The organism is Aporhodopirellula sallentina SM41, from assembly GCF_000346505.1.
Lineage (GTDB): Bacteria > Planctomycetota > Planctomycetia > Pirellulales > Pirellulaceae > Rhodopirellula > Rhodopirellula sallentina.
Genome location: NZ_ANOH01000403.1, coordinates 1 through 21774 on the forward strand (window position 1 = coordinate 1; position 21774 = coordinate 21774).

16 protein-coding genes are annotated in these 21774 nt (G+C 59.3%); 7 read left to right on the forward strand and 9 right to left on the reverse strand.

Annotation, left to right across the window (positions count from 1 at the left end; genetic code table 11):
* Positions 1-97: 97 nt before the first annotated feature.
* The 5 genes from RSSM_RS25985 to RSSM_RS26005 form a co-directional block, all read right to left on the reverse strand.
* Positions 98-1225, reverse strand: a complete 1128-nt coding sequence (locus tag RSSM_RS25985; protein WP_008686775.1) for a hypothetical protein — start codon at positions 1223-1225, stop codon at positions 98-100.
* Between the two features lie 70 nt (positions 1226-1295).
* Complete coding sequence (rbfA, locus tag RSSM_RS25990; RefSeq protein ID WP_044303686.1) at positions 1296-1769, reverse strand: 30S ribosome-binding factor RbfA; 474 nt, start codon at positions 1767-1769, stop codon at positions 1296-1298.
* 229 nt (positions 1770-1998) lie between these two features.
* Positions 1999-4956: a translation initiation factor IF-2 gene (infB, locus tag RSSM_RS25995; RefSeq protein WP_008686778.1), complete on the reverse strand. Its 2958-nt coding sequence runs from the start codon at positions 4954-4956 to the stop codon at positions 1999-2001.
* Positions 4957-5271: 315 nt separating this feature from the next.
* The gene (nusA, locus tag RSSM_RS26000) at positions 5272-6807 is read right to left on the reverse strand and encodes a transcription termination factor NusA (RefSeq protein WP_008686779.1); all 1536 of its coding nucleotides are present in this window, start codon (positions 6805-6807) and stop codon (positions 5272-5274) included.
* A 215-nt stretch (positions 6808-7022) separates the two neighbouring features.
* On the reverse strand, positions 7023-9311 hold the full coding sequence (locus RSSM_RS26005) for a hypothetical protein (protein WP_236621399.1): 2289 nt from the start codon (positions 9309-9311) through the stop codon (positions 7023-7025).
* A gap of 495 nt (positions 9312-9806) precedes the next feature.
* Between RSSM_RS26005 and RSSM_RS26010 the strand changes: the two genes are divergently transcribed.
* Positions 9807-10130 (forward strand): cupin domain-containing protein, encoded by a 324-nt coding sequence (locus RSSM_RS26010; RefSeq protein ID WP_044303683.1) that lies wholly within the window; start codon positions 9807-9809, stop codon positions 10128-10130.
* Between the two features lie 48 nt (positions 10131-10178).
* Here RSSM_RS26010 and aroB read toward each other — a convergent pair whose 3' ends face one another.
* On the reverse strand, positions 10179-11381 hold the full coding sequence (gene aroB / locus RSSM_RS26015) for a 3-dehydroquinate synthase (protein WP_008686785.1): 1203 nt from the start codon (positions 11379-11381) through the stop codon (positions 10179-10181).
* 150 nt (positions 11382-11531) lie between these two features.
* Here aroB and RSSM_RS26020 point away from each other — a divergent pair, with 150 nt between their 5' ends.
* A complete protein-coding gene (locus tag RSSM_RS26020; protein ID WP_044303684.1) occupies positions 11532-12170 on the forward strand; it encodes a hypothetical protein in 639 nt (212 codons plus the stop codon).
* An 18-nt stretch (positions 12171-12188) separates the two neighbouring features.
* Here the strand turns inward: RSSM_RS26020 and RSSM_RS26025 are convergent, their stop codons facing one another.
* The 3 genes from RSSM_RS26025 to RSSM_RS26035 all read right to left on the reverse strand — a co-directional run bounded on the left by RSSM_RS26025 (position 12189) and on the right by RSSM_RS26035 (position 16126).
* Positions 12189-13364 (reverse strand): amidohydrolase family protein, encoded by a 1176-nt coding sequence (locus RSSM_RS26025; RefSeq protein WP_008686789.1) that lies wholly within the window; start codon positions 13362-13364, stop codon positions 12189-12191.
* Positions 13365-13538: 174 nt separating this feature from the next.
* The gene (locus RSSM_RS26030) at positions 13539-14840 is read right to left on the reverse strand and encodes a 3-hydroxyacyl-CoA dehydrogenase family protein (protein ID WP_008686792.1); all 1302 of its coding nucleotides are present in this window, start codon (positions 14838-14840) and stop codon (positions 13539-13541) included.
* Positions 14837-16126, reverse strand: a complete 1290-nt coding sequence (locus RSSM_RS26035) for a YdjY domain-containing protein (protein WP_008686794.1) — start codon at positions 16124-16126, stop codon at positions 14837-14839. Before RSSM_RS26035 ends, RSSM_RS26030 begins: the two co-directional genes overlap by 4 nt.
* 141 nt (positions 16127-16267) lie before the next feature.
* On the opposite strand from RSSM_RS26035, the gene RSSM_RS26040 reads away from it, so the two are divergent.
* The 5 genes from RSSM_RS26040 to RSSM_RS26060 all read left to right on the forward strand — a co-directional run.
* Positions 16268-18277 (forward strand): hypothetical protein, encoded by a 2010-nt coding sequence (locus RSSM_RS26040; RefSeq protein ID WP_044303685.1) that lies wholly within the window; start codon positions 16268-16270, stop codon positions 18275-18277.
* Positions 18278-18537: 260 nt separating this feature from the next.
* A complete protein-coding gene (locus RSSM_RS26045) occupies positions 18538-19323 on the forward strand; it encodes a YggS family pyridoxal phosphate-dependent enzyme (RefSeq protein WP_008686798.1) in 786 nt (261 codons plus the stop codon).
* Positions 19324-19721: 398 nt separating this feature from the next.
* Positions 19722-20267 (forward strand): rhodanese-like domain-containing protein, encoded by a 546-nt coding sequence (locus RSSM_RS26050; protein ID WP_044303688.1) that lies wholly within the window; start codon positions 19722-19724, stop codon positions 20265-20267.
* Complete coding sequence (locus tag RSSM_RS26055; RefSeq protein ID WP_008686804.1) at positions 20255-21079, forward strand: sulfite exporter TauE/SafE family protein; 825 nt, start codon at positions 20255-20257, stop codon at positions 21077-21079. Before RSSM_RS26050 ends, RSSM_RS26055 begins: the two co-directional genes overlap by 13 nt.
* A 33-nt stretch (positions 21080-21112) precedes the next feature.
* Positions 21113-21774: MBL fold metallo-hydrolase (locus RSSM_RS26060; protein ID WP_008686806.1), on the forward strand; the 662-nt coding region annotated here is incomplete at its 3' end.

Sequence of the window (21774 nt, forward strand, 5' to 3'; positions counted from 1 at the left end):
ATTTCGAGTAGGCGGCAGTGGACCTTGTGAAAGATCCTCATGCAGCAGGATCTTTGACAAGATCCACTACCCGAACAAGAGAGCTGGCAAAAAACTACTAGCGTGGTTTGCGTTTGGTCAGTTTCCGGTTGGCTGCCTTCTTGCCGGTGGCGGTTTTCGAGGTGCCGGTCTCCGCAGTGTCGGTCGCAGCCTTCTTCTTTTTCGCAGGCGCGTCGGCGGTTTTCTTGCTAGCTGATTTCTTGGTGGACTTTTTTGCCTTGGAGGCCTTCGGGGCTTCCGCCTCCTGAGGAGGATCCGTCTTTGCAGTCGCCTTCGGAGCGGTTGGCTTTGGGGCCGTCGCTTTCGGGGCGGCGGTCTTCTTGGCTGCCTTGGGTTTGTTCGTGGTGGATGTTGCTTTGGCAGCGGAGCGGACTGGCTTTTTCTTGCCCGTGGGGACCTTCACTTCGGCTTGCGCGATTGCGGCCGCTTCGGCTTCTTGTTTTGCGGTTTCGCGTTCTTCGGCTTTCCGTTTGGCGACGCGTTTCTTGGCCGCTTTCTTGCTGACGAGCCATTCGTCGAGGTTTGCTGCGCTACCCTTGGCGACGGATTCGAGCATCGCGCGGGCGGTCTTGTCCGACGGATCCATCAACAGCGCGACGGCGGGTTGGTGCAGCAGGTTTGCAAACTCGATGCCTTTGCTCTTGGGCACCGCCCGCTCGAGCCCGGGGACTCGGCCATCGGCCGCTTCGGTTTGGCTCGCGATGCCGCTGACGAGCATCACCACCATTGCCGAGTAATCGATCGGGATCGAATGGCCACCGAGACCGTGTTGGATGATGTAGCTGAGTACGAAAGGCGTCATGCCCGGCAGCTTTTCGAACTTCGCAACCGCTTTGCCGAGGTTTTCCTTCTTCAGATGATCGAGATCGAAGGAGTAGAACTCTTCGAAGATGCTCTGAAGGTTTGTCTTCAGACGAAGGGCGGCTTTGCCGGGATCCGGTAGGCTCGACAGTACGTCGGAGAGTTCCGTGACTGTCGTTACCCGCACTTCGTTCCAGTCGAAATAGTCTTGCTCCAACTTGGCAAGTCCTTCGTCAGCGAGTTCGCTCGGGCAGTCCTCTAGCAAGCAAGCATAGAGGGCATGTTCGAGCAAAGGTCGCGAGGGACTCGCCGGCGGGATGCTGTAACTTTTCTTAAGAGCGGTATGCAGCTTTGTGATTAATTTCGAACGGTTGGTGGCGGACATAAAGAATGTGAGATTCAGTGTTCAGGTGGCTGAGATCAGCGGGGCGTGCAATCAGTGGGTGCGAGTTCCGTTAGTTGGATCGCCCGCTGTCGTCTTGGTTGTTTTGGGTCGGTGTTTCGTCACTGCGTGATTCCTCGCCGGCGTCCGTGTCGTTTGCTGCGGCGGGTTGGTCATCCGATTCCGGCAGTGTTTCGCCGCTTTGTTCCGCCCGGATGCGGGCAAGAATTTCGGTGACCGCCAACGCGTTTTCCTGCCCCTTGTCCAGTTCGAAGGACAGGCGTGGCGTATATCGGGTGTCGAGGCGGTTGGCAATTTTACTTTGCAAAAATCCGGCCGAGTTCTGTAATCCCCGGATTGAAAGCTGTTTTTGAGATTCGTCGCCCATGACGCTCACGGCAACTTTCGCCTCACGCATGTCGGGTGAGACATTCACCGAGATGATGGTGACATCGCGAACGCGCGGGTCACGGATGTCTTTCAGGACGGCGGTGGCGACGACTTCGCGGATCGCTTCGGCGGCTTTGAGTTGGCGGCGACTAGACAAAGGAGGGTCAGGAGTGAGGAGTTTGGCTGAATAGGGAAGCGGCTCTCGGCGAGCCGCGACGTTAGGCCCGGTCGGCACGCTCACGCACGGCCGGGGAAGATCGATTGCGCCCGCGGTGATTAGCGGTCACTGCCGTCGCGGGATGCGACGGTCAGGGATACTGCGGGTTCGCGCGGGACAGGGAAGCGTCTTTGTTCAAACGCATCCACGTCGAATGGCATTCACGCGATCAGTCGAGCTTTCGGGCTACCTCTTCGATGCGATATGCCTCGAGGACATCATCCTGTTTGATGTCGTTGAAGCCGGCCAACCGGATACCGCACTCCATGCCACGCGGCACTTCTTTGACGTCTTCTTTGATTCGACGCAAAGTGTCGAGCGGGTATTCACCGATCACACGGCCATCCCGGCTGACGCGGATACGGCAACCACGGACGATCGATCCTTGGGCGACGTAACAACCAGCGATCGTTCCCACACGGCTGATGTTGAAGACCTGTTTGACCAGGGCTCGGCCGAGTTCGACGACGCGTTCCTCTGGTTTGAGGCGGCCCTCGATCATCATCCGAATGTCATCGGTGAGTTTGTAGATGACGTTGTAACGCCGGATCTCGATTTCGCGTTGGTCGGCGAGTTGGCGAGCCTTCTCGTCCGGGATCACGTTGAAGCCAAGGATCACGGCGTCGGAGGCACTCGCGAGGGTCACGTCCGCGAGCGTGATGCCGCCAACGGCCCGCTGCAGGACTCGCAGTTCCACCTCGGGGTGGTCGAACTTGCTGAGTTCTTTGTCGATGGCCTCGAGTGAACCCCGGGCGTCGGCGCGGATGATCAAGTTCAGCTTCGCACGTTCTTCGCCGGCCAGGTTTCCGCCCGCGAGCAAGTCTTGGAAGGAATCGAATGAAACCTTCGTAGTGATGCCCGAGAGCGATTGACGGCTCGACTCATCTTCGCGGGTGCCGGCGATTTCGCGAGCTTGCGAGATGTCTTGGAGAACGTGGAATCGGTCGCCCGCGCCCGGTGGAGTATCCAAACCGGTGAGGCTGACGGGGACACTCGGTCCGGCTTCGGTGATCGGTTTGCCGGTCAGTGTGTTGTGTAGCGAACGGACGCGACCGTGGGCGGGGCCACAGACGATGATGTCGCCGACACGGAGGGTACCGTTCTGAACGACGAGCTTCGCGACGACACCTTTGTCGCCGTGCTGCTCGGCTTCGAGGCAGACGCCGAGTGCCGAGCGATCGGGGTTGGCGCTGTACTCGTTCAGTTCCGCAACCGTGAGCAGGGTTTCGAGGAGTTCATCCATCCCCTCGCCGGTCGTGGCACTGGTTTTGACGATTTCGACGTCACCACCCCACTCACTCGGAGTCAAACCGTGTTCGGTGAGCTGAGTCATGACGCGGTTCGGGTCCACGCCTTCGAGGTCGATCTTGTTCAGTGCAACCACGATCGGCACTTCGGCGGCTTTCGCGTGGCTGATGGCTTCCTCGGTTTGCGGCATGATGCCGTCATCGGCAGCCACCACGAGGACGGCAATGTCGGTGACGTTAGCACCACGGGCACGCATTTCGGTGAACGCTTCGTGACCCGGCGTGTCGACGAACGTGACGCCGCGTCCATCTTTCTCGATGTTGTAGGCACGGATGTGCTGGGTAATCCCGCCGGCCTCGCCTTTGACCACGTTGATGCCGATCAGGTAGTCGAGGAGGCTGGTTTTTCCGTGATCGACGTGGCCGAGGAAGGTCACGATCGGAGCCCGAGGAACCAACGAATCGGCGTTGTCTTCCTGGGTCTCGAGTTCGGTGATCAGTTCGTCTTCGAGCGACTCGGCGGCCTTGAGTTCGATGTCGATCCCGAGTTCGGTCGCGACGAGTTCGGCAGTCTCGAGGTCCATTTCCGAGTTGATGTTGATCATCATGCCCATGCCCATCAGGGCTTTCATGACATCAGACATCGATACGCCCGATGCTTCGCAGAAGCTGCGAACGGTACATGGGAGTTCGAGTTGGACGCGTTCTTTCCGCGGGGCGGCCGTGTTGGTGCCTTTGCGGCGGATGCGTGGCCGGTTGCGGCGCAGTTGGCTGCGGTCTTGGTCACCGGTTCCGATGACGCGTCGGCCGCCGCCACCGCGAGCACGTTCGGCGCGAGCGCTGGCCATTCCGGCGAGGCCCTTCTTACCGCGTGGTTTTTCATCTTCGTCGATGATCTTCTTGCGGCCGGTGAAATCGGGCGAGCCGGTGGCTTCTTTCTTGTTGCGTTTCTTTTCTGCGTCGTCCTTCTCGAGCCGAGCGAGGGGCGCTTTCATGCCCTGTTTGTGGCCTTCGATGACATCGCGGGTCAGTTTGATGTCTGGTTTCTGGGCAGGCCCGCTGGAGGCGGCCGGTGCGGCAGGGGCCGGTGCACTCGGCAGTTGAGCGAGGTTGACCTTGATGCGGGGCTCGCGTTTGCGGGCTTTGGCACCTTCGGCTGGCTTGTCACTGCTGGCTCGCGATGAGGCGCGATCGAGTGACCGCATTTTTCCGCCACCGGTGAGGTTTTCGCGGCGGACGGGGCCTCCCGGGCGATTCGGGACCACGCGACCACCGGAGTTGCTGGCCATGCGGTCGGCGATTCGGCTGGCACGACCACCGTCTTGTTTGCCGGATTCTTTTTCTGCTGCGGGCGCTTTGGCGGGCGGCGTGGGCGCAGCCAGCGGTGGAGAGGCCGGTTCGGACGGCTTTTCCTTGGGCGTCGCGGGCATGACGTCCTTCAGGCGAACCTCCGGTTTCGGAGACGCCGGTTCGGCAGGTTCAGCCGGAGCCGGTGTTTCGGCCGGTTTGAGAACCGGGGTGCGGAGGACAGGAGCCGGCCGTTTGGATTCGGTGTCTCCGGCCGGGGCTTTGTCGCGTTCGCGTGGTTTGGCACGTCCGACTTGGATGGCGCCGGGGCGGCGGGTTGACGCGCGGTCGAGATCGCGAACAGGCGCAACCGGTTTGGCCGGTGCATCTTTGGTTGCGGTCGCAGCCGGGGCAGCTTTCGGTGCTGCCTTGGAGGCACTCGAGATGGAGTCGCGTACGGTTTGAGCTTCGTCGTCGGTCAGGCTGGCTAGCGCAGAGCCTTTTCCGGTGATTCCGGCTTTCTTTACCAGATCAACGAGATCTTTGCTGTCGAGGTCGAGTTCTTTGGCAAGCGCGTAAATGCGTACTGGCACTGGGGGGGGGTCCTGTCAAATTCGATAGTTGAAGTCCGACGGCCCCGCTCGGGCTGCTCGGCTTCGTTGTATTTTGTTCAAAATCGCATAAAAAGACCTCCATCGACACTAAGCCGAGTACCGAGGTGCTATCTCAGCGGCTGTGGCTCGAGTGAGCAGCCTGGCTCAAGATAGGGGAGTCGGTGCTGTCACAATGTCGGGGAATTTCATAGCGGTCAAAAAATCGGGCCGTCCGTGAAAGGCACGGATGCCCCAACGCGGAGACGATAGGATAACGCAAAGGCCTGAAATATGAAAACGGCTTCCTTGTCAGTCCTATGTGTTTCCACCGGAATCTTTCTCTGGGGCGTCCCCAGAGGCGGCTTCGCCAACGGCGGCGGGCTCCTCGGAGGTGGTTTCTTCCGCGGTGGGCTCGGCCGCCGCGGAGTCTTCTTCGGTCGTTTCGGGCGATGTAGGGTTTTCTGTCGCAGCGGCGGTTTCTACGGCCGGTTCGGCTGGGGTTTCACCAGGATCGGCGGCTGATTCCGGTGCTGACTCAGCGGCTGCAGGTTCAGCTGCAGGCTCCGCGGGTGCTTCTTCGGGGGCAGGTGTCTCGGCCACCGGTGCTTTTTCCGACGGAGGCATGTGTGCTTCCATTTCGGCACGTTCGCGATCGAGTTTTTCGTTCTCGCGGCGGACGCGTCGTTCGTCGGCGGCGGCTCGCTCGGCCTCTTCGGCCTTCGCTTCGGCGATTTCAACGATTTCGTCGACCTGTTCTTCGGTCAGTCCCGCCATCTCAGCGAACTGGTCCGGTTCGATCACCGAGAGGTCGTCGTAGGACAGGTAGCCCTGTTCGACGAGAGTCTGGGCGATTTCCTCGGTGATGCCCGGGATTTGGCTGAATCCGGTGACGGCACGCTCGATTTGCTCTTCGAGTTCGTTGCCGGTCATGATTTCGATGTCCCAGCCACAGAGCTTGCTGGCCAACCGAACGTTCTGGCCACGCCGGCCGATCGCGAGCGACAGTTGGTCTTCTTTGACCAGCACGATCGCACGGCCGATCATGTCGCAGAGCAGGACTTGATCGACTTCCGCCGGTTGCAGGGCGTTGGGGATCAGCACTTCAGGGTCGCTGTCGTAGCGGACGACGTCGATGTGCTCGCCGGCGAGTTCTTCGCGTACCGCTTTGATGCGGCTGCCGCGGTAGCCGACGCAGACCGAGATCGGGTCGATGTTTTGGTCATCGCTGCTGACGGCGACCTTGCTGCGGTATCCGGGTTCGCGCGAGATCGATTTGATCGCGATGACCTCGTCATTGAGTTCCGGGATTTCTTGTTCGAAGAGGCGTTGAACGAACTGCGGACGTGTACGGCTGAGCACGACGCGGACTCGGTTGCCGCCTTGTGGACGAACCTCGTAGACGATCGCGCGGACGCGTTCGTTTGCATGCAAACTCTCGCCAGGGATCTGTTCGCTGCGTGGCAGGATGGCTTCGACGTTACCGAGGTTGACCGTGGCGACGCCACCGTCGGCCCGGCCGATCATGCCGCTGACGATTTCGCCGATCTGGTCGCGGTACTCAATCATCAACGCGTCGCGTTCTGCTTCGCGGACCTTCTGGATGATGACCTGCTTGGCGGTTTGAGCTCCGATACGGCCGATTTGATCGTCGCCGAGTGGTTCGCCCTCGAGGGTAGCGGAGATTTGTCCGTTCTCGCGGTTGATCGAAACGACCACGTCAGAGTCTTCGCCGTATTGGCGCTTCGCGGCGCTTTGCAGCGCGGACTCAATGGCTTGGAACAGCAATTCCGGAGCGATGTTTCTGTCGCGATGGAGCGAGTCGACGTAACGCAAAATGTCTTGCGGATTCATAGCGACAAGGAGGGGCGATAAGGATGAAAAAGGCTTTGGATCAGTGGGGATGAGACGTTTCAGGAGTGACCTGAGTTCTACCCACAGTGAAGTATGGGATAAAAAATTAGCCCGGACCGAAAAGGCCCGGGCCAACTAAGGTTTGCCTGAAGTCTGTGGCGTCGAGGCTATCGAAAGACTGGCTCAGTGTCAATGCTTCCGAGAGCAGTTCGCCGCTATCGAAGCACTCGTTGAGCGGCGGTTGCGAGTACGTGCGGCGTGTCGAGTCCTTGCAAGAAACCGCTCTCTCCCTGTACCCGAACTCGGCTGCCGAGATGCTGCCGCAGCTCGACACCGGGGGCCGGTGTGACGTAGGCAATTGTCTGGCCACCCTGGTCGGTGATCGCGTAGGGAGGACGGTTGGGATCGGCGGAATAAACCTCCACCAACACGCCGGATAGGCCCGAGGACGCGGCCGCGGGTTCGTTCGCCGGCATCGATTGTGAAGAAACCGGTGGTTGTGGCGAATTGGAAATTGATTGGACGTGCGAAACCGGTGCGACGTGCCCGGTGGCACGCGGCATGGTCTGATTCGTCGCAACTTGATTCGTCGCAACTTGATTCGTCATGGCCGGTCCGCCGACTCGTGCGACGAAGTTGCCGCCGGTGTGAGCAGGCGCGGGAGCCGGTGGTCCGGGGATGGTCGGTGTTTGCAAAGTGCGGTTCGGGTAGGACGGTGGAGTCATGACCACGCTCGGTGTTCCCAAGTGAGTGGTGGCAACAATGGTGTCGCCGTCTCGGCGGCGGGCCAACGACTCATAGTCGCGGGCACGTTGGGCGAGGTCGTGCATCGAAAGGCGTGTGGCGGCATCGGCAACCAAGCGGATTTCAGGTGCCGACGCTCCGCGGGCCATTAGTGATGACATGATCGACGGCAACGAGTCGGGAGTCGCGTGGGCGACCGACCGCTCGACTTCCTCGAGTTGGGTGGAGGTGATCGTGCGTTGCTTTCGTGGTGGAACGAACGAACGAAGTGGGCTCGACGGGTATTCGCTGCGGGCGACCAGACGCGGAGACGACATGATCGCGATCTGCGATTGGCCTGTTCGCATTTCGGGACTCGACGTGGCGGCGACGGTTTGGACATCGGCAGGTCCCGCAGCAACTTGGTCGGCGATCGGATGCTGCTCGCCGGTCGATGGCGTGGACACGACGTCGAGCGTTTCCGGCGGAGTGTTCTGCGTCGGACTTGCTGCGTTGGCTGCGTCGGCGGCCAGTTGTGTTGATTGCTCGGCCGGTCCGGCGACCGGCGAAGTCGCGTTTTGGGCCAATCCGCTGCCGATCGGTACGAGGTCCGGTACCCGGCGGCTCGATTCGGTCGACGGTTCGAGGTTGGCCGGGCCCTTGGGGCGTCCGCTCAACAACGACGCGATGCCCTCGGTGACGCGTTGAGAGAAGCTGCGGATTTCGTGTTCCGCGCCAACTCCGTGTTCGTGCGCTTCCGAGCGAGAGGCGATTTGGCTGTCGTGTTCGGAAGGTTGATTGTCGTCGACTTGGTCGAACCTGCTGCGGCTGCGCTGTTCGATGTGTCGTTCGATCTCATCGAGGCGGCGGATTTCAGCGAGGGCTTCGAGGCGTTCCTGACGAGTTTCTCGCGGGAGGTCGTCCCGGTAAAGTTGGTCATCCGATACGCGGCGCAGGCCCGATCCGACAGATTCGTTACGGCCGACTGACTCGCTGCGTCCGACTGACTCACTGTGTCCGACTGACTCACTGCGTCCGACTGACTCACTGCGGGATGATGAGGCGACGCGGGCGCGTTGTTCAGGAATGTGCGACGGACCGCCCGGTAGAAATTCGATCGGTTCATCGGGGGTGTTGCTACGCAGGTCGGCGACCAATTCTTCCGCGGTCGTGACGACTTGATCGCGATGGATCCAACGGAATTCGCCCGATGGAGGAACAATGCGGTACCAAGTCTGAGGGCCGTCGGGACCGTCGCGTTCGCTGCGGCCCAGGATGGTGACGGTTTCGCCTTCGCGCAGTTGGACCAGCCATCGATAGCGGCGGGCGCGGCCAAGATTGGTACCGATCCATGCGACCGTTTTGTCTTCGATGATCTCTGCTTCGAGTGCATCAGGTTTGGCGTTCGGGCCGAGATCGGAGTCGATCAGTTTGGCCGCGTCGGCTGGGATCCAGCAGAAACTGTCGTCTGTCGGTCGCACGCCGAGCCAGCCGTCTTCGGTTTCGACGTAAACTTCCAATTCCTGGCCGTGACGCAGTGGATCGGTTCGATAATCGTCGCCGGATGGACCGCACCGCAGGTAAGCCGACTCTTCGGCGACAAACACCAAGTAGGGCTCTGATACGAACGGAGACGCGGAGTCACCGGATCCATTGGATTGGGCCGACGCCGCCGAAAACGTCAGGCCAACCAGCATGAACAAAAGCACGCCGATGGCGGGTTTTTGCGCGAGGTGAGCCGAATAACGGGACGAAGTTTTTAACAGCGGGGACCGACGCATCGTGCGGCTTCCGTTGTGACAGGTAAGAAACAGTTTATTGAGCAAGTTCGCTAGCGGCGTCTATGCCGAGGCTAGAGAAGTCAGCGATAGCGACAAAAGCGTCGCGGTAGCAAGGTCAAATCTTCGGCAGCGTCTGTTTCACGCACTGGGATGAGTCACACCGACGACCGGATGAGTTCGATGTCCGGCGACCGGGGGCGGCGTGTTCTTTGGAGTTTCTCGTTTCCGCGTCCCTGGCGCTTCCGCCCTGCCCTGCCCCGATGGCTCCGCTCCAGTTGCTCTCGGTCTGCCCGTGTTTCTGCCGTGCCGGGGATTTCGTGTTGCTGTCACGCGAGACAGATTGCCGCGGCGGAATACCGAGAATAAATATGCACCTAGAGGTGTTTATTTGGTAGGGTTGGGGCGTACCGAGAGCGGCCACGGTTTTTCGAGACGTTCCTTTTGTTGCTGGCTCTCGTTTCTTTTTTGCCGTCCAATTCGAAAAGGGTTCGTTCCATGTCTGAAAAGAACGCCGCTGTGCATCTCGCCGAAGAAATTGAAATCCAAGGCGGCAGCACCATTAGCAAGACGCTGCACCAAGACGACAATCTGAAGATCGTGTTGTTTGGATTCGACGCCGGCCAAGAATTGTCTGAGCACACCGCGGCGGTGCCCGCGATCATGCACTTTCTCGAAGGGAAGGCGGACGTGACGGTGGGGGCCGACGAGTCGGTTGCCGGTGCCAACACGCTCTATCACATGGAGGCAAAGATGCCTCACAGCATCCGCGCCACAGAGCCGACGAAGATGCTGTTGATGCTGCTAAAGAAATGCTCGTGAGGCGTCGCCGGTCAACTGGCGCGAGCGACAACCATTGATCGCGTGCGTTTACCGGCAGGCTTCGATGGCTGCGGAAACGAGGTCGGCCGGGACATCGCCGACGAGTTCGACGTTTCCGATTCGGTCGGGAAGGACAAACCTCAATTTCCCGTGTGCCACCTTTTTGTCACGCGCCATGACGGCAATCATCTTTTCGACGTCGGCGTCCTTCCATCTCAGCGGTAGACCCGCGGCGTCGAGCAACGCGGTCTGCCGGGTCAGCAGTTCGGCAGGACAGCGGCCGAGCCGGACGCTGAGTTCCGCCGCCATCTGCATTCCGATCGAAACCGCTTCGCCGTGCAGGAAAGCTCCATAGCCGGCGGTGGATTCGATCGCATGGGCGAACGTGTGGCCGTAGTTCAGGATCGCACGACGGCCGGTGGTTTCTCGTTCGTCATCGGCAACCACGCGGGCCTTCGATTCACAGCTTCGGGCAATCGCGTGACGGGTCGGTTCAGGGGCTCGGTCCAGGATCGCGGTGATGTTCGATTCCAAATAGTCAAAGAACTCGGCGTCTTCGATCACACCGTACTTGATCACCTCGGCGAGCCCGCTGACGTATTCGCGTTCGGGGAGAGTTTTGAGAAAGTCCGTGTCGATCCAAACCAGATGCGGTTGCCAGAACGAGCCGACGAGGTTCTTTCCGCCCGGCAGGTTGATTCCTGTTTTGCCTCCGACGCTGCTGTCGACCATCGCGAGCAACGTGGTGGGAACTTGCACCAGACGCAGGCCGCGCGTGAAGGTGGCTGCGGCGAAACCAGCGAGGTCTCCGATCACGCCTCCTCCTACCGCGATCACGACGCTGCGACGGTCTGCCGCAGTGTCGAGCATTTCGTTCCAAAGCTGCGCGATCCGATCGGTCGACTTGCTAGGCTCGCCCGAGGCGACATCGATCACGCTCAGACGCAGATCGTCATTGCCTTGACCAGCGGTACCCTGTGTGTCATCGGTACCAAATGTGTCATCGGTACCCAGCGCGTCGGCAACCGCATTGCCGGCCGACGCCGCGATGGCTGTGTCCTGCACGATGATCGCGTGCGTGCAATCGCCAAGGGCCTCGCGAAAATGGGTGGCGAAGCCGGAGGGGTCCGTGGCGTTCGTCTGGCCGCTGTTAATGACGATCGGATAACTGCGGTCGTCTAAGTCCACTGTGATCGTGCTGATGCCGGACGGCGAGGCTGTTGACGTTTCGTTGCGGGGAGGGATTGGCACGGTTGGTATGCTAAAACGAATGGGATGGATGTTCGCGGTCTGCGATCGGATACTGATCTATCCTAACTGCTGTCGTGGGTTTCTCGCGATACGACTGAACCATTGAAACATCGATCACCCCACAACCCGCCGCACGATCGGATCTGACCTTTGTCCAACGCATCTTCTACCACCGCAGTTTCAACCGACCCGGACGTTTCCGAGAAAGGGGCTGGGAATGTCGGCGACGATAGGCACGCTGACAAATACAACGACCCCCGGGCGAGCTTTGGTTGGAAGGCCTGGGCGATGATGATCGCGATCATGGTCGGCGGTGCGGTGTTTGCTCTTTCGAGTATCTATGTTCGCCGAACCCGGTTGGAAGAGACGACGCGGTTCTGGGGCTCCGAGACGATCACGGCGATCCAGTTGGGTGACCACGTGATGTTGCTGCCCCAGGAAGGTGCCGAATTCGACGCGGTCGAACTCACTGCCTTTCCCGGTTTAGGGCATCTGCGGCGGGCGTTGTTGGACGAACGTCACTACCAATGGTCGTCTGAAGAGCAGGCGGGCGTGGCGGACTACTGCGGCGAAGTCGAGGACGCTTTGTGTGTCCGGTTGGAGTTCTCCGATCCAACGTTGAAACGGTTCGACACCGCACGCGTCGATATCGAGTTGAACAGCGGCATGGTCGGCCCGTCCGATCAATCACGACGGGTGAAGGTCAATGACCGAGTCCAGCCGGCGTTGAAGCATCAGATCGGGTTGCTGATGCGAGTCAAGCAGAAACGATACGACCGGCGCGACTGAACCGGTTGTCGGTGCCGCCTACTCGATCGATTTGCGAAACTTCTCGACGCGTGATTTCACGCCGGGGATGAGCCGCGCTGCGTTCTCGAAGTAGATCTTCTTCAGAACTTCGTCGGGGAGGTCGATCCCGTAGATGTGCCACAGGCCCTGCGGTGGCGGCGACTTTTCGCTGTAGTCGAAATACTCGTCGCGGGTCTCAAAGAATCGCCAGTAAAAGTGCAAGCGTTTTTCCGGCCATGGTCCGTCCGTGCCGAACAGGATTCGATCGGCGTAACGGATCATGAAGTCGCGTGAGGAGTAGGGTTGGCGTCCGAGTTCGCTGATTCTCGACGCCGGTTCGACCCACAGGTTGGGATATCGTTCGAGCCATTGTGAGACGGTACGCAGGTCTTCCGAATTGTTGGCGATGTGAGCACCGATGAACTGCGTCTTTGGGTGGCGGGCGATGACCCGATTTCTCGCGTCCAGGAGTTCTTCCCGCGACGGATACTCGTCGCCATAAAAGCTCCAATCCGGATGGCGTGAGAGTTCTTCCCAACGCTCGTTGGTCGCGTCGATCGGTTCAAAGAAGGCGGCGGGGTCGGCAGTGTGGATGATGACCGGGATGCCCAACTCTCCGCAAACCGCCCAAATCGGATCCCATCTCGGGTCGTCGATTTTGACAAGCGAGCCGTCGGGATTCCGATAGCCCAGCCCGAACCGTTTGAAAATCTTCAGGCCAGAAACCCCACGCTTGACCGCCGAACGCAATCCTTCGGCGGTGCGTTCGGCGAACCCCTGTTGATGACAGGCCCACGTCGATGGATCGTCGGAGGATCCGTCGCCTCGCCAGTCGATGTTGGCGTAAACGATGAAACGGTCTCGATAACGTTTCCATAGATGATCGAGGTGTTCTTCGAGTTGGCCGCCGAGTTTTCCGTCGAGTGAAGTGCAAACCGCGATCCGGTTTCGGTCCATCATCGCAACGAGATCATCCAACGCTTTCTCATTGTGTCGCAGCCGATAGAAGACATGCGTGTGAACATCCACAACGGGGAATTTCGCGTGGGTCAACGGGGTCGAAGCCGTTTTTATTTGAGTCCGCGGGTCGAACACCCGCACCGACAGTTCGCGGCCGTCGCGTCCATCGAGTACGCAATCTGCGTTCTCGTTTCTGGTCGCGTTTTGTTCACGCTTGTCAGCCTCTTCGTCCACGTTCTCGGAGACGGCGCTAGCTGAAGGTGATGTTGAGGATTCCTGTGTGAACCCCAACGCGCAGTCCCAGCATGCGAGCAAAATAAGGGGGCACACTAATTTTGCCAGGAGATCTATGGAGCGTTGAGCCGACATGCGTTGTTGCGTTAACTCATTGAGGAAGCCGGTCAGGGATTAAGACTGAGGCTGGATCGATTTCAAATTTTCGAACCGCTCGGCTAGCTCTTTTATACGTTCCGATGAGATCACGTCCACGGGACGCGGACACCGAGCGGTCGCGTTCCAACCCAATCCGCCTCGGATCGCCGAGGCGACCGTCGCTGCATCGGCGACGCCATCACGCTCGATCGCGGTTGCCTCCAATTGAATAACCGCCGCGAACAGTTCCGCGAGCAGGTCGACGCGATGTTCCGGTTCGGCAGGAAAATTAGCGAAAAACTCATGTCGATATTTCGACGCGAGTTCCATTACGGTCGGTGTTACCTGGTCGCTTTGTCGATTCCCCTCACCGTCATATTGATAGAAGCCTTCGCCACACGCGACGCCGGAGAGTCTTCGTTTGACCAGAGCCGGCAGCAACGGGGACGGATCCATCCGGTTGGGGAATGCACTCCAGACAATGCGTCCACCATCGAACGCCGTGCGAGTGCCGATCAGATCGATCAGTTCAAACGGCGAAATCGGCATTCCGTATCGAAGTGCACCCTGCCGGATCGATTCGGCGTCGATCCCGCCGCACAGCAAGTCGGTCGCGAGGTTCAAATAAGGGGCCAACAATCGATTGACAACGAAACCGGGAGCGTCGCGTACCTGCAGCGGTGATTTGCCCAGACGCACAGCGTGAGCGCAGCATGTGCGGATCACCTCGTCGTGGGTGCCGACGTCTTTCCCGGTGGACGAGTCCACGCAGTGATGTGGAATGATTTCAGCCGCGTGGCGCTGTGAAACCGGCATGAAAAAGTGAAGCCCGCAGAGCGAACCAGGTGACCGGAGTTTGGCGGCGATCGATGCAATGGGCAGTGTTGATGTGTTGGTCGTTAAGACGGCTTCACGCTCAAACCAACGTTCCGCTTCCGAGAAAAACGCCTGTTTGATTTCGAGGCGTTCGGCGATTGACTCAATCAACAACCACCGCGGAACCGGGGCTGTCCCCGACGCGAGTTTGCGAAACTCGTCATCTTCGAGGGATGACGGCGAGGCTTCTTCGGGAGGCGAAAAGTGGACGACTGGTATTGGGATTTGGGCTCCCCAGGGGGATGCGGAATCGGCAACCGCGTCGCTTTCTCGCAGCACCAGATCGCAACTTTGACGCAAGGTCGATTCATCCTGATCGGCGAGCCAAACCTCGATCCCGGATCGCAGGTGTTCAACCGCTATGGCCCGTCCGACAACTCCGGCGCCGACAAGTAGCACCCGATGCGCTGGATCGTTGCTGTTGAGATCGACGGGGTTTTGCTTCTCCTCCTCCTCGGTCATTGTTGATCCTCGGCGGGGATCGGCAGATGCGAGGCGTCGGGTGGAGTGGTGGTGTCGACCTCCGAAGTTTGCTCCCCGTCGTCGTTCGGGATGGGTTGTGGGACGAGGACCAAGCGGACCGGGGTGCCGCGGACAGGAAGTCGATCAGTAAAGGGTTCAAACAACAGATTGCCGGCATCGGCACTGCTGTTGAACGGCACGTCGAGCATGGCGGTCGAAAAGTTCGAGACGCAGATCATGTCACCCGCGTTGGCGGAATAGTGTTCGGTGCCGTCCTCGGGATCGGTCCAGAAACTGCTGCCGGCGAAAACCCAGGGTTCGGACAACTCCTTTTGAGTTTCCACGTTGCGAACCCATTTGCGGGCGTCGACGACGGAGAACTTTTCGCTCGGAATAAAACGCTCTGCTACCGCCGAGTTATCTGCTTCGCCGTCTTCCGATTTTTCGCGAGGACTCTCCGGTGCAGTGTTTTGTACTGGATCCCGCCACATGACCCAAACGGTGATGGTTTGCCCGGTCGGCGGCAGGAACTCAGGATCCCATCGTACCGGCGTGCCGCTTTGTGCTCCGATAGCCAGAAGCGCCGCGTGAACCTCACTGCTCTTGGCGAACGCCGCGATGACGGACTCGTGTTCTTTGGTGCCGATCGGGCACGCCAGCATTTCGAGCGGTCCACGCGTCATGGTCACGTATCCGTCGATGTAGACCCGTTTGGCTCGGAGGTCGACCCACAGATCGGGTTGGGCACCGAGTTGTTTCGCGCCCGGAGGCGGGCCATAGGTATCGGCGATTCTTCGCAGCGCCGCGCGTTGGGCTTCGATGTGAGCCAAAATCTCAGGGTCGATCTCGTACTCGTCGTCTTCCAGGTCGTCGCCCACGTTGGGAGATTCGGAATCGCCGGTTTCCGCGACGGTGCCGTTCTCGGACGACGAAGTTTCCCCCGAGGAATCTTGCTCGGATGCCGGTGGTTGCGTCGGCAACATGCGTTGGGATGTGTCCTCTTCGTTTTTCGGTGAGGATTCCACGGGCGGGGTGGTTTCTGCGACATCGGTATCGGCGGCGGGCGTGTTCGCGGCGGGCGTTTCGGGAGAGACGTCCTCGGTTTGGGCGGGGGCCGTCGTGACGCTTGATGCTGGCGCTTTCGGTGCGGCAGAGGTTTCCGGTGCCGTAGGGGCCTCCGGCGCCGCTGAGGGCTCCGATTCGCGGTTGCGATTGCATCCGACGATGCATCCAACGAGGGAAAGCGTCAGGAGTAATAGGAGCGGCAGAGTTGATCGAGATTTCATGACGTGAATTGGGTTGGGGGAATCGGGCGGGCTGCGATGAAAACTCGGTGCCGTGGGGGCACGTCTTCCTTGGCGGGGCGGTCCGGGTAAACTGCCGGGCCGTTGTCAGTATCACTGTTGTTCACTTATCGGTCCATTCCATTGACTTCCACCGCCCCCTCACCACGCAAACGGTCCAAAAAGGCTGCCAAAGCGTCGGCACTGCGCGATTTCGGCGATTCGCTTTCGAGTGATCAATGGGAAGCCTTTGCTCGTGATTTCGTCGCGGCGACACCGGACGGTCGCTCGGCGGCAAAGTTTTTAGGTCATGATGGCGGCGGAGGTGCCCTTTATTTGTGGGGAATCGCCACCGCATTGCAGGGATCTGTTTCTCCGTTGCAGCAAACGCTGGCCCAATTGGCCGTCGGGGACGCCAGTTCAGTAGCAGGTTTGTCGCAAAGCGACCGGGACGCGTTGCTCGACGGATCGCATCGTTTGAGCGAACGCGACTATCGCGATGAAATGTCCGTCGTGGATGCCGCCGAAACCGTCATGTGGGCCGCCGCGTTTCCGTTGCTCAGTGCCGTTTTGCCTCAGGAGCAATGGCGACGATGCGGTGAACGATTGGTGAAAATCCACGCCGACGCGGGACTGCGTGGTGATGCGACGTCGCCTCTTTTCCTATTGCTCGCCGGCGAACTCGGCATGACGCTCGCGTGGCGACTGGCCGTGATGCCCTCCTGTGCCAAACTCGCGACATCGTCCGTCAAGGCGGTGATCGCGTACATCGAAGGTGAGGGCGAGTCGATCGATCGGGCTCTGGTTCGCTCCGCCGACTTGCGCCTGGTGGTTGCCTCCTTGGTGCGTTGCGAGCGGCTCTTGCCGTTGGTCAGCAAGAAGAAATTCAGCCAGCGGAATCGAGACATCGCCGCCGAGTTCGCGACTTGGATGGCGGCCATGTCGCGTTGTGACGGGACGCAGGTGTTGACCGCAGTCAATGCTGAGGAATGTGCTGTCGATTATCAAAAAGAGGTGAAACGTGACGGCACTGCTGGAGACGATTCGTCGAAGCCAACCCACGAAACGACGTCTGTCCCCGAGCCACAGGGCAAGCGAAAAGGTAACGGGCCTGAGTTGCATGGTTTGATGCTAGCCGCGTCTAAGTTTGACACCGAAACGCTGCCTCCGTCGATGGCGGCCGCCTTGGGACAGAGTCACACGGGAGGCCGGTTGGCGTGGGAGGTTTCTCTTCCCGAAGCGATGTGGCATAGCGAGACCGGACAAACCTTCGCGATGCTGCCCGAGTGGGATGTCAAACGTGGCCGAACGTTTGTTGATTACTCCGGGGAAGACATCCGTGTGGAGGTGATGGCGGGACGTCGGCCACTTTTCGAGGGCGTTCATCAAACGATGGTTCGCGTCGACGGCGTTGATTTGCAGCCCACGTCGGATTGGGAATGTACCTGCGAATACACCGACGATGATGTGCACTTGGTCGAACTCGAGCAGCGGTTTGGCGACTACGTGCTGCAGCGTCAGTGGATGTTGATTCGCGACGACCGGTGTCTCATGGTCTCTGACGCGGTCTTGCCCTACGAGAATGGGGCGACCGTCGAGGCTGATGCCAAGGCGACTCGGACAAGCGGAAGGCCAGCAGTTGCACCGGAGATTCAGTGTGTGAGCCGGTTGCCGTTGGCGGCGGGTGTGGAGGTCGTTGAAGACGAAGAGGTTCGCGAATTGGTGTTGCTCAACCGCAGCAAACGCCGAGCCATGGTCATGCCACTCGCCGCGAATGAATGGCGTGTTGGACAAACTGACTGCCAGACGGCCGTGTCCGATGACCGGCATTTGGTGGTGACCACCACGGGACAGGGAGCGGTGTACTCGCCGGTTTGGATCGATATGGAAACCGGACGGTTGCGACGCAAGCGAACATGGCGCCAGTTGACCATCGCCGAAGACCTAACGATCATCCCGCGAGGAATCGCCGCCGCATTTCGAGTCCAGATGGGCAGCGAACATTGGGTCGTTTACCGCTCGCTCGCGCCAGGTGGTCCGCGATCGTTGATGGGCAAACACTTGATCGCCGATTTCTTTGCCGCTCGCTTCCACCCGGGCGACGGTGGGATGGAGGAATTGGTCACGGTGGATGCGAGCAGTGACGCGGAATAACCAAGGCGATGTAAAATCGACTTGGTCCGCTCGGTTGAAGGTTGTTTGGGTTTTCGAAGTATTTGGCCTTTGGTAGCGGTGGGCTGTTTCCGTCATGCCAGATCTCTGTCATGCCAAGTCATCGCGTTGTGCGTTCTTTTTTCTTTGCTGAAAGCCACCCTTTGCCGAAAGCCCCGCTTTGTTGAAACCCCTGCTTTGTTGAAAAGCCCCCTTCGCTGAAAGCCCCCTTCGCTGAAAGCCCCCTTCGCTGAAAGATTGATATGGCCGTCGAACCTGTTGGTTTTCCTCAAATCGCCTGCACACCGCATGAGGCTCGCGCACGGATCAAAGAAAATTGGAGCCGTGTTTGTGACGAGGTCAGTTTGGCGGCGGCGCAGTCCGGGCGATCCTTCGGTGAAGTTCGTGTTGTTGGTGTGTCGAAGTATGTCGATGCTGAGATCACCAACCTTCTCGTCGAGGCGGGGTGTCATGACCTCGGTGAGAATCGACCACAGGCGTTGATGCAGAAGGCAAAGTGGTTTGAGTCAACGCAAGCCGAACAGGCGTCGAAGATTCGTTGGCATCAGATCGGGCACCTGCAACGCAACAAGGTGCGACGGCTGATCGGGTTGCAACCGCTCATTCATTCGGTCGACAGCGAACGTGTGCTCGAGGAGATCCATCGGGAGGCGTTGGCTCAGTCGTTGTTGGTCGAGGTGTTGATCGAGGTCAACGTCAGCGGTGAAGAGGCCAAGACAGGGTTGCCTGCCGAGCAAACGTCTGGGCTGTTCGAGCGGCATGCCACGCGCGTTGCCTCAGCGGGCACTCAGGACGCGGGGGCTCGGGTCACCGGACTGATGGCGATGGCGGGTTGGGGAACGGACCCTCAGGCAGCGCAGCCGCAATTCTCCCGGTTGCGTGAACTCCGTGATCAGATGCGCGGGCAAACCGGGTGGGAGTTGCCGGAACTCTCGATGGGCATGAGTGGCGATTACCAAGCGGCAATTGCCGAAGGAGCGACCATGGTCCGAATCGGCTCGAGTCTGTTTCGCGGTGTGCTGAAGTAGCGAGTCTGTTTCGCGGTGGCGGGGCTCGCCTAAACGTCGGCTCACCAGGATGCGACATTTTGCCCACGTTGTTTTTCATTTTTGAACCATTTTGATTCATTGACATGTCGTGACCTTTCGATATTATGAGTGAACGACTGAGCTACTTCGGTTTCATTTCGAATCGGACAGAAAGTTCACTCGCCGTACCGCGTTCGCGTGGTTATCCGAAGCAAATCACGGGCAAACGTTCGTGCTTTGATGGATCGGTGAGGTTTTCTGGCCGTTTCGATAACGGATTGCGGCGTTGAGGCGGGCGTTTCGCGAGAGCGAGCGTCGTTTTTTTATTCGCCTGAAATGTCGTGGTGTCGCGACATGACGGTGTTTTGGGGTTGTTGATTCATAACGAGGAAAGAGACATGCAAACGATTGATGTAAAGCGGTTGAATGACCAGCATCCAAACGGCCGCATTGACTTGATCGATGTGCGAATGCCGACCGAGTTCCGTGCGGTGCATGCCAAATCCGCACGTTCGGTTCCTTTGGAGGCACTCGAACCGCGAGAGGTGATGGCGGGTCGAAACGGATCGTCAAACGATCCACTTTATGTCATTTGCCGAAGCGGCAATCGATCGGCTCAGGCGTGTGAAAAATTCATTTCGGCCGGATATGAAAACGTCATCAACGTGGAAGGTGGTACGACGGCTTGGGAGCAAGCTGGATTGCCGGTCGTCCGCGGAAAAAAGGCGATGCCGCTGATGCAGCAGGTGCAAATTTCGGCCGGTTTCTTGGTTCTGCTCGGCGTGGTGCTCGGTTACTTCGTTCACCCGTACTTCGTCGGGCTTTCTGGATTTGTTGGCGCCGGTCTGATGTTTGCTGGGTTCTCGGGGTTGTGTCCGATGGCATCGTTGATTGCCAAGATGCCGTGGAACCAGTGTGGCAGCGTTAAATCATGTTCGGTCTAGCGATTCTCTTTGGCAGTGTCGTCGGCTTCGCCTTGGGGATGACCGGAGGCGGTGGCGGTGTGATCGCGGTTCCCATGTTGGTTTACGGGCTAGCGATTGCCCCACGCGATGCCGTTGGCGTTTCGCTCGCGGCGGTTGGCGGGACGGCGCTGTTTGGGACGATTCCACGGTTGATACAAGGCGAGGTCGAACTCCGCACCGGTTTGCTGTTTGCGGTCGCTGGAATGATGGGTGCCCCCTTGGGGACGTATCTGTCGACACGGATTCCCGAGCAATTGCTGTTGGTCCTGTTTGCGATGCTGATGTTGTTGGTTGCGACTCGCATGTGGATGAAGGCCAGGAAAAGCGAATCGGCATGCGGGGCGTGTCCTACGCAAGCGGCGCCCGGTACCGACCGGTCGGCGTGCCAGCGGGATGCGGACGGCAAACTCAAGTTGAACTCGCGTTGTGCCAGGTTGTTGATTTTGGTGGGGCTCGCGACGGGAGTGCTGTCCGGGATGTTCGGCGTCGGTGGCGGATTTGTCATCGTTCCGGCATTGGTGCTTTTCAGTGGAATGACGATTCATCGCGCAGTGGGAACCTCGTTGCTGGTGATTGTCATGGTCAGCGTTAGCGGGGTGACGTCGCACGTGCTCAGTGGCAACGAGGTGTCGCTCACTCTGACGCTGCAATTTTTGCTCGGTGGCTTTGTGGGCATGTGGTTGGGTGGATTGGTCGCACAGCAGCTCAAAGGCCCGACGCTTCAGAAAACATTTTCAATCGCGGTCGTTTTGATCGCGTGTTTTGTGCTGTTCAAGTCAGCGATCTCTTAATCCTTCATTTCTGTCAATTGCGAAAGCGGAAACATGTTACTGAAATACTTCTACGATCAAAAACTGGCTCACGCGTCTTACATGGTCGGATGCCAACGTGCGAACGAGGCGGTCATTGTTGACCCAGGCCGAGACATCGAGCAGTACCTTGAGATGGCAGAACGCGAAGGTGTTCGTGTGGTAGCGGTTGCCGAAACGCACATCCACGCTGATTACGTTTCCGGGGCTCGCGAACTGGCCGATCGTGTCGGGGCAAAGTTGTATCTGTCCGACGAAGGTCCGGACGAATGGAAGTACCTATATGCGGATCAGTACGATCACGAGTTCGTCCACGATGGAGACTCGTTCATGATCGGCAAGATTCGGTTTGAGGTGATGCACACGCCTGGCCACACACCGGAGAGCATCTCGTTTGTTGTGACGGACCAGGGTGGCGGTGCGGATGAGCCGATGGGAATCTTCACGGGAGATTTCGTCTTTGTCGGCTCGATCGGACGTCCTGATTTGCTCGAGGAAGCGGCGAAGATCGAAGGCACCGCAGAGCCCGGAGCCCGGGACCTGTTCCGGTCCGCCGAGCGATTCAAGGCGATGCCAGACTATCTACAGGTCTGGCCCGCGCACGGAGCGGGGAGTGCCTGCGGCAAAGGTCTTGGGGCGATTCCCTCCTCAACCGTCGGTTATAGAAAACGGTTCAA

Excerpts from the sequence above, each read along its gene's own strand:
- RSSM_RS26050 (WP_044303688.1), top strand. The coding sequence starts at position 19,722 with ATGCAAACGATTGATGTAAAGCGGTTGAATGACCAGCATCCAAACGGC.
- RSSM_RS26045 (WP_008686798.1), top strand. The coding sequence starts at position 18,538 with ATGGCCGTCGAACCTGTTGGTTTTCCTCAAATCGCCTGCACACCGCAT.
- RSSM_RS26035 (WP_008686794.1), bottom strand. The coding sequence starts at position 16,126 with ATGAAATCTCGATCAACTCTGCCGCTCCTATTACTCCTGACGCTTTCC.
- RSSM_RS26055 (WP_008686804.1), top strand. The coding sequence starts at position 20,255 with ATGTTCGGTCTAGCGATTCTCTTTGGCAGTGTCGTCGGCTTCGCCTTG.
- RSSM_RS26030 (WP_008686792.1), bottom strand. The coding sequence starts at position 14,840 with ATGACCGAGGAGGAGGAGAAGCAAAACCCCGTCGATCTCAACAGCAAC.
- nusA (WP_008686779.1), bottom strand. The coding sequence starts at position 6,807 with ATGAATCCGCAAGACATTTTGCGTTACGTCGACTCGCTCCATCGCGAC.
- RSSM_RS25985 (WP_008686775.1), bottom strand. The coding sequence starts at position 1,225 with ATGTCCGCCACCAACCGTTCGAAATTAATCACAAAGCTGCATACCGCT.
- RSSM_RS26005 (WP_236621399.1), bottom strand. The coding sequence starts at position 9,311 with ATGCGTCGGTCCCCGCTGTTAAAAACTTCGTCCCGTTATTCGGCTCAC.
- RSSM_RS26010 (WP_044303683.1), top strand. The coding sequence starts at position 9,807 with ATGTCTGAAAAGAACGCCGCTGTGCATCTCGCCGAAGAAATTGAAATC.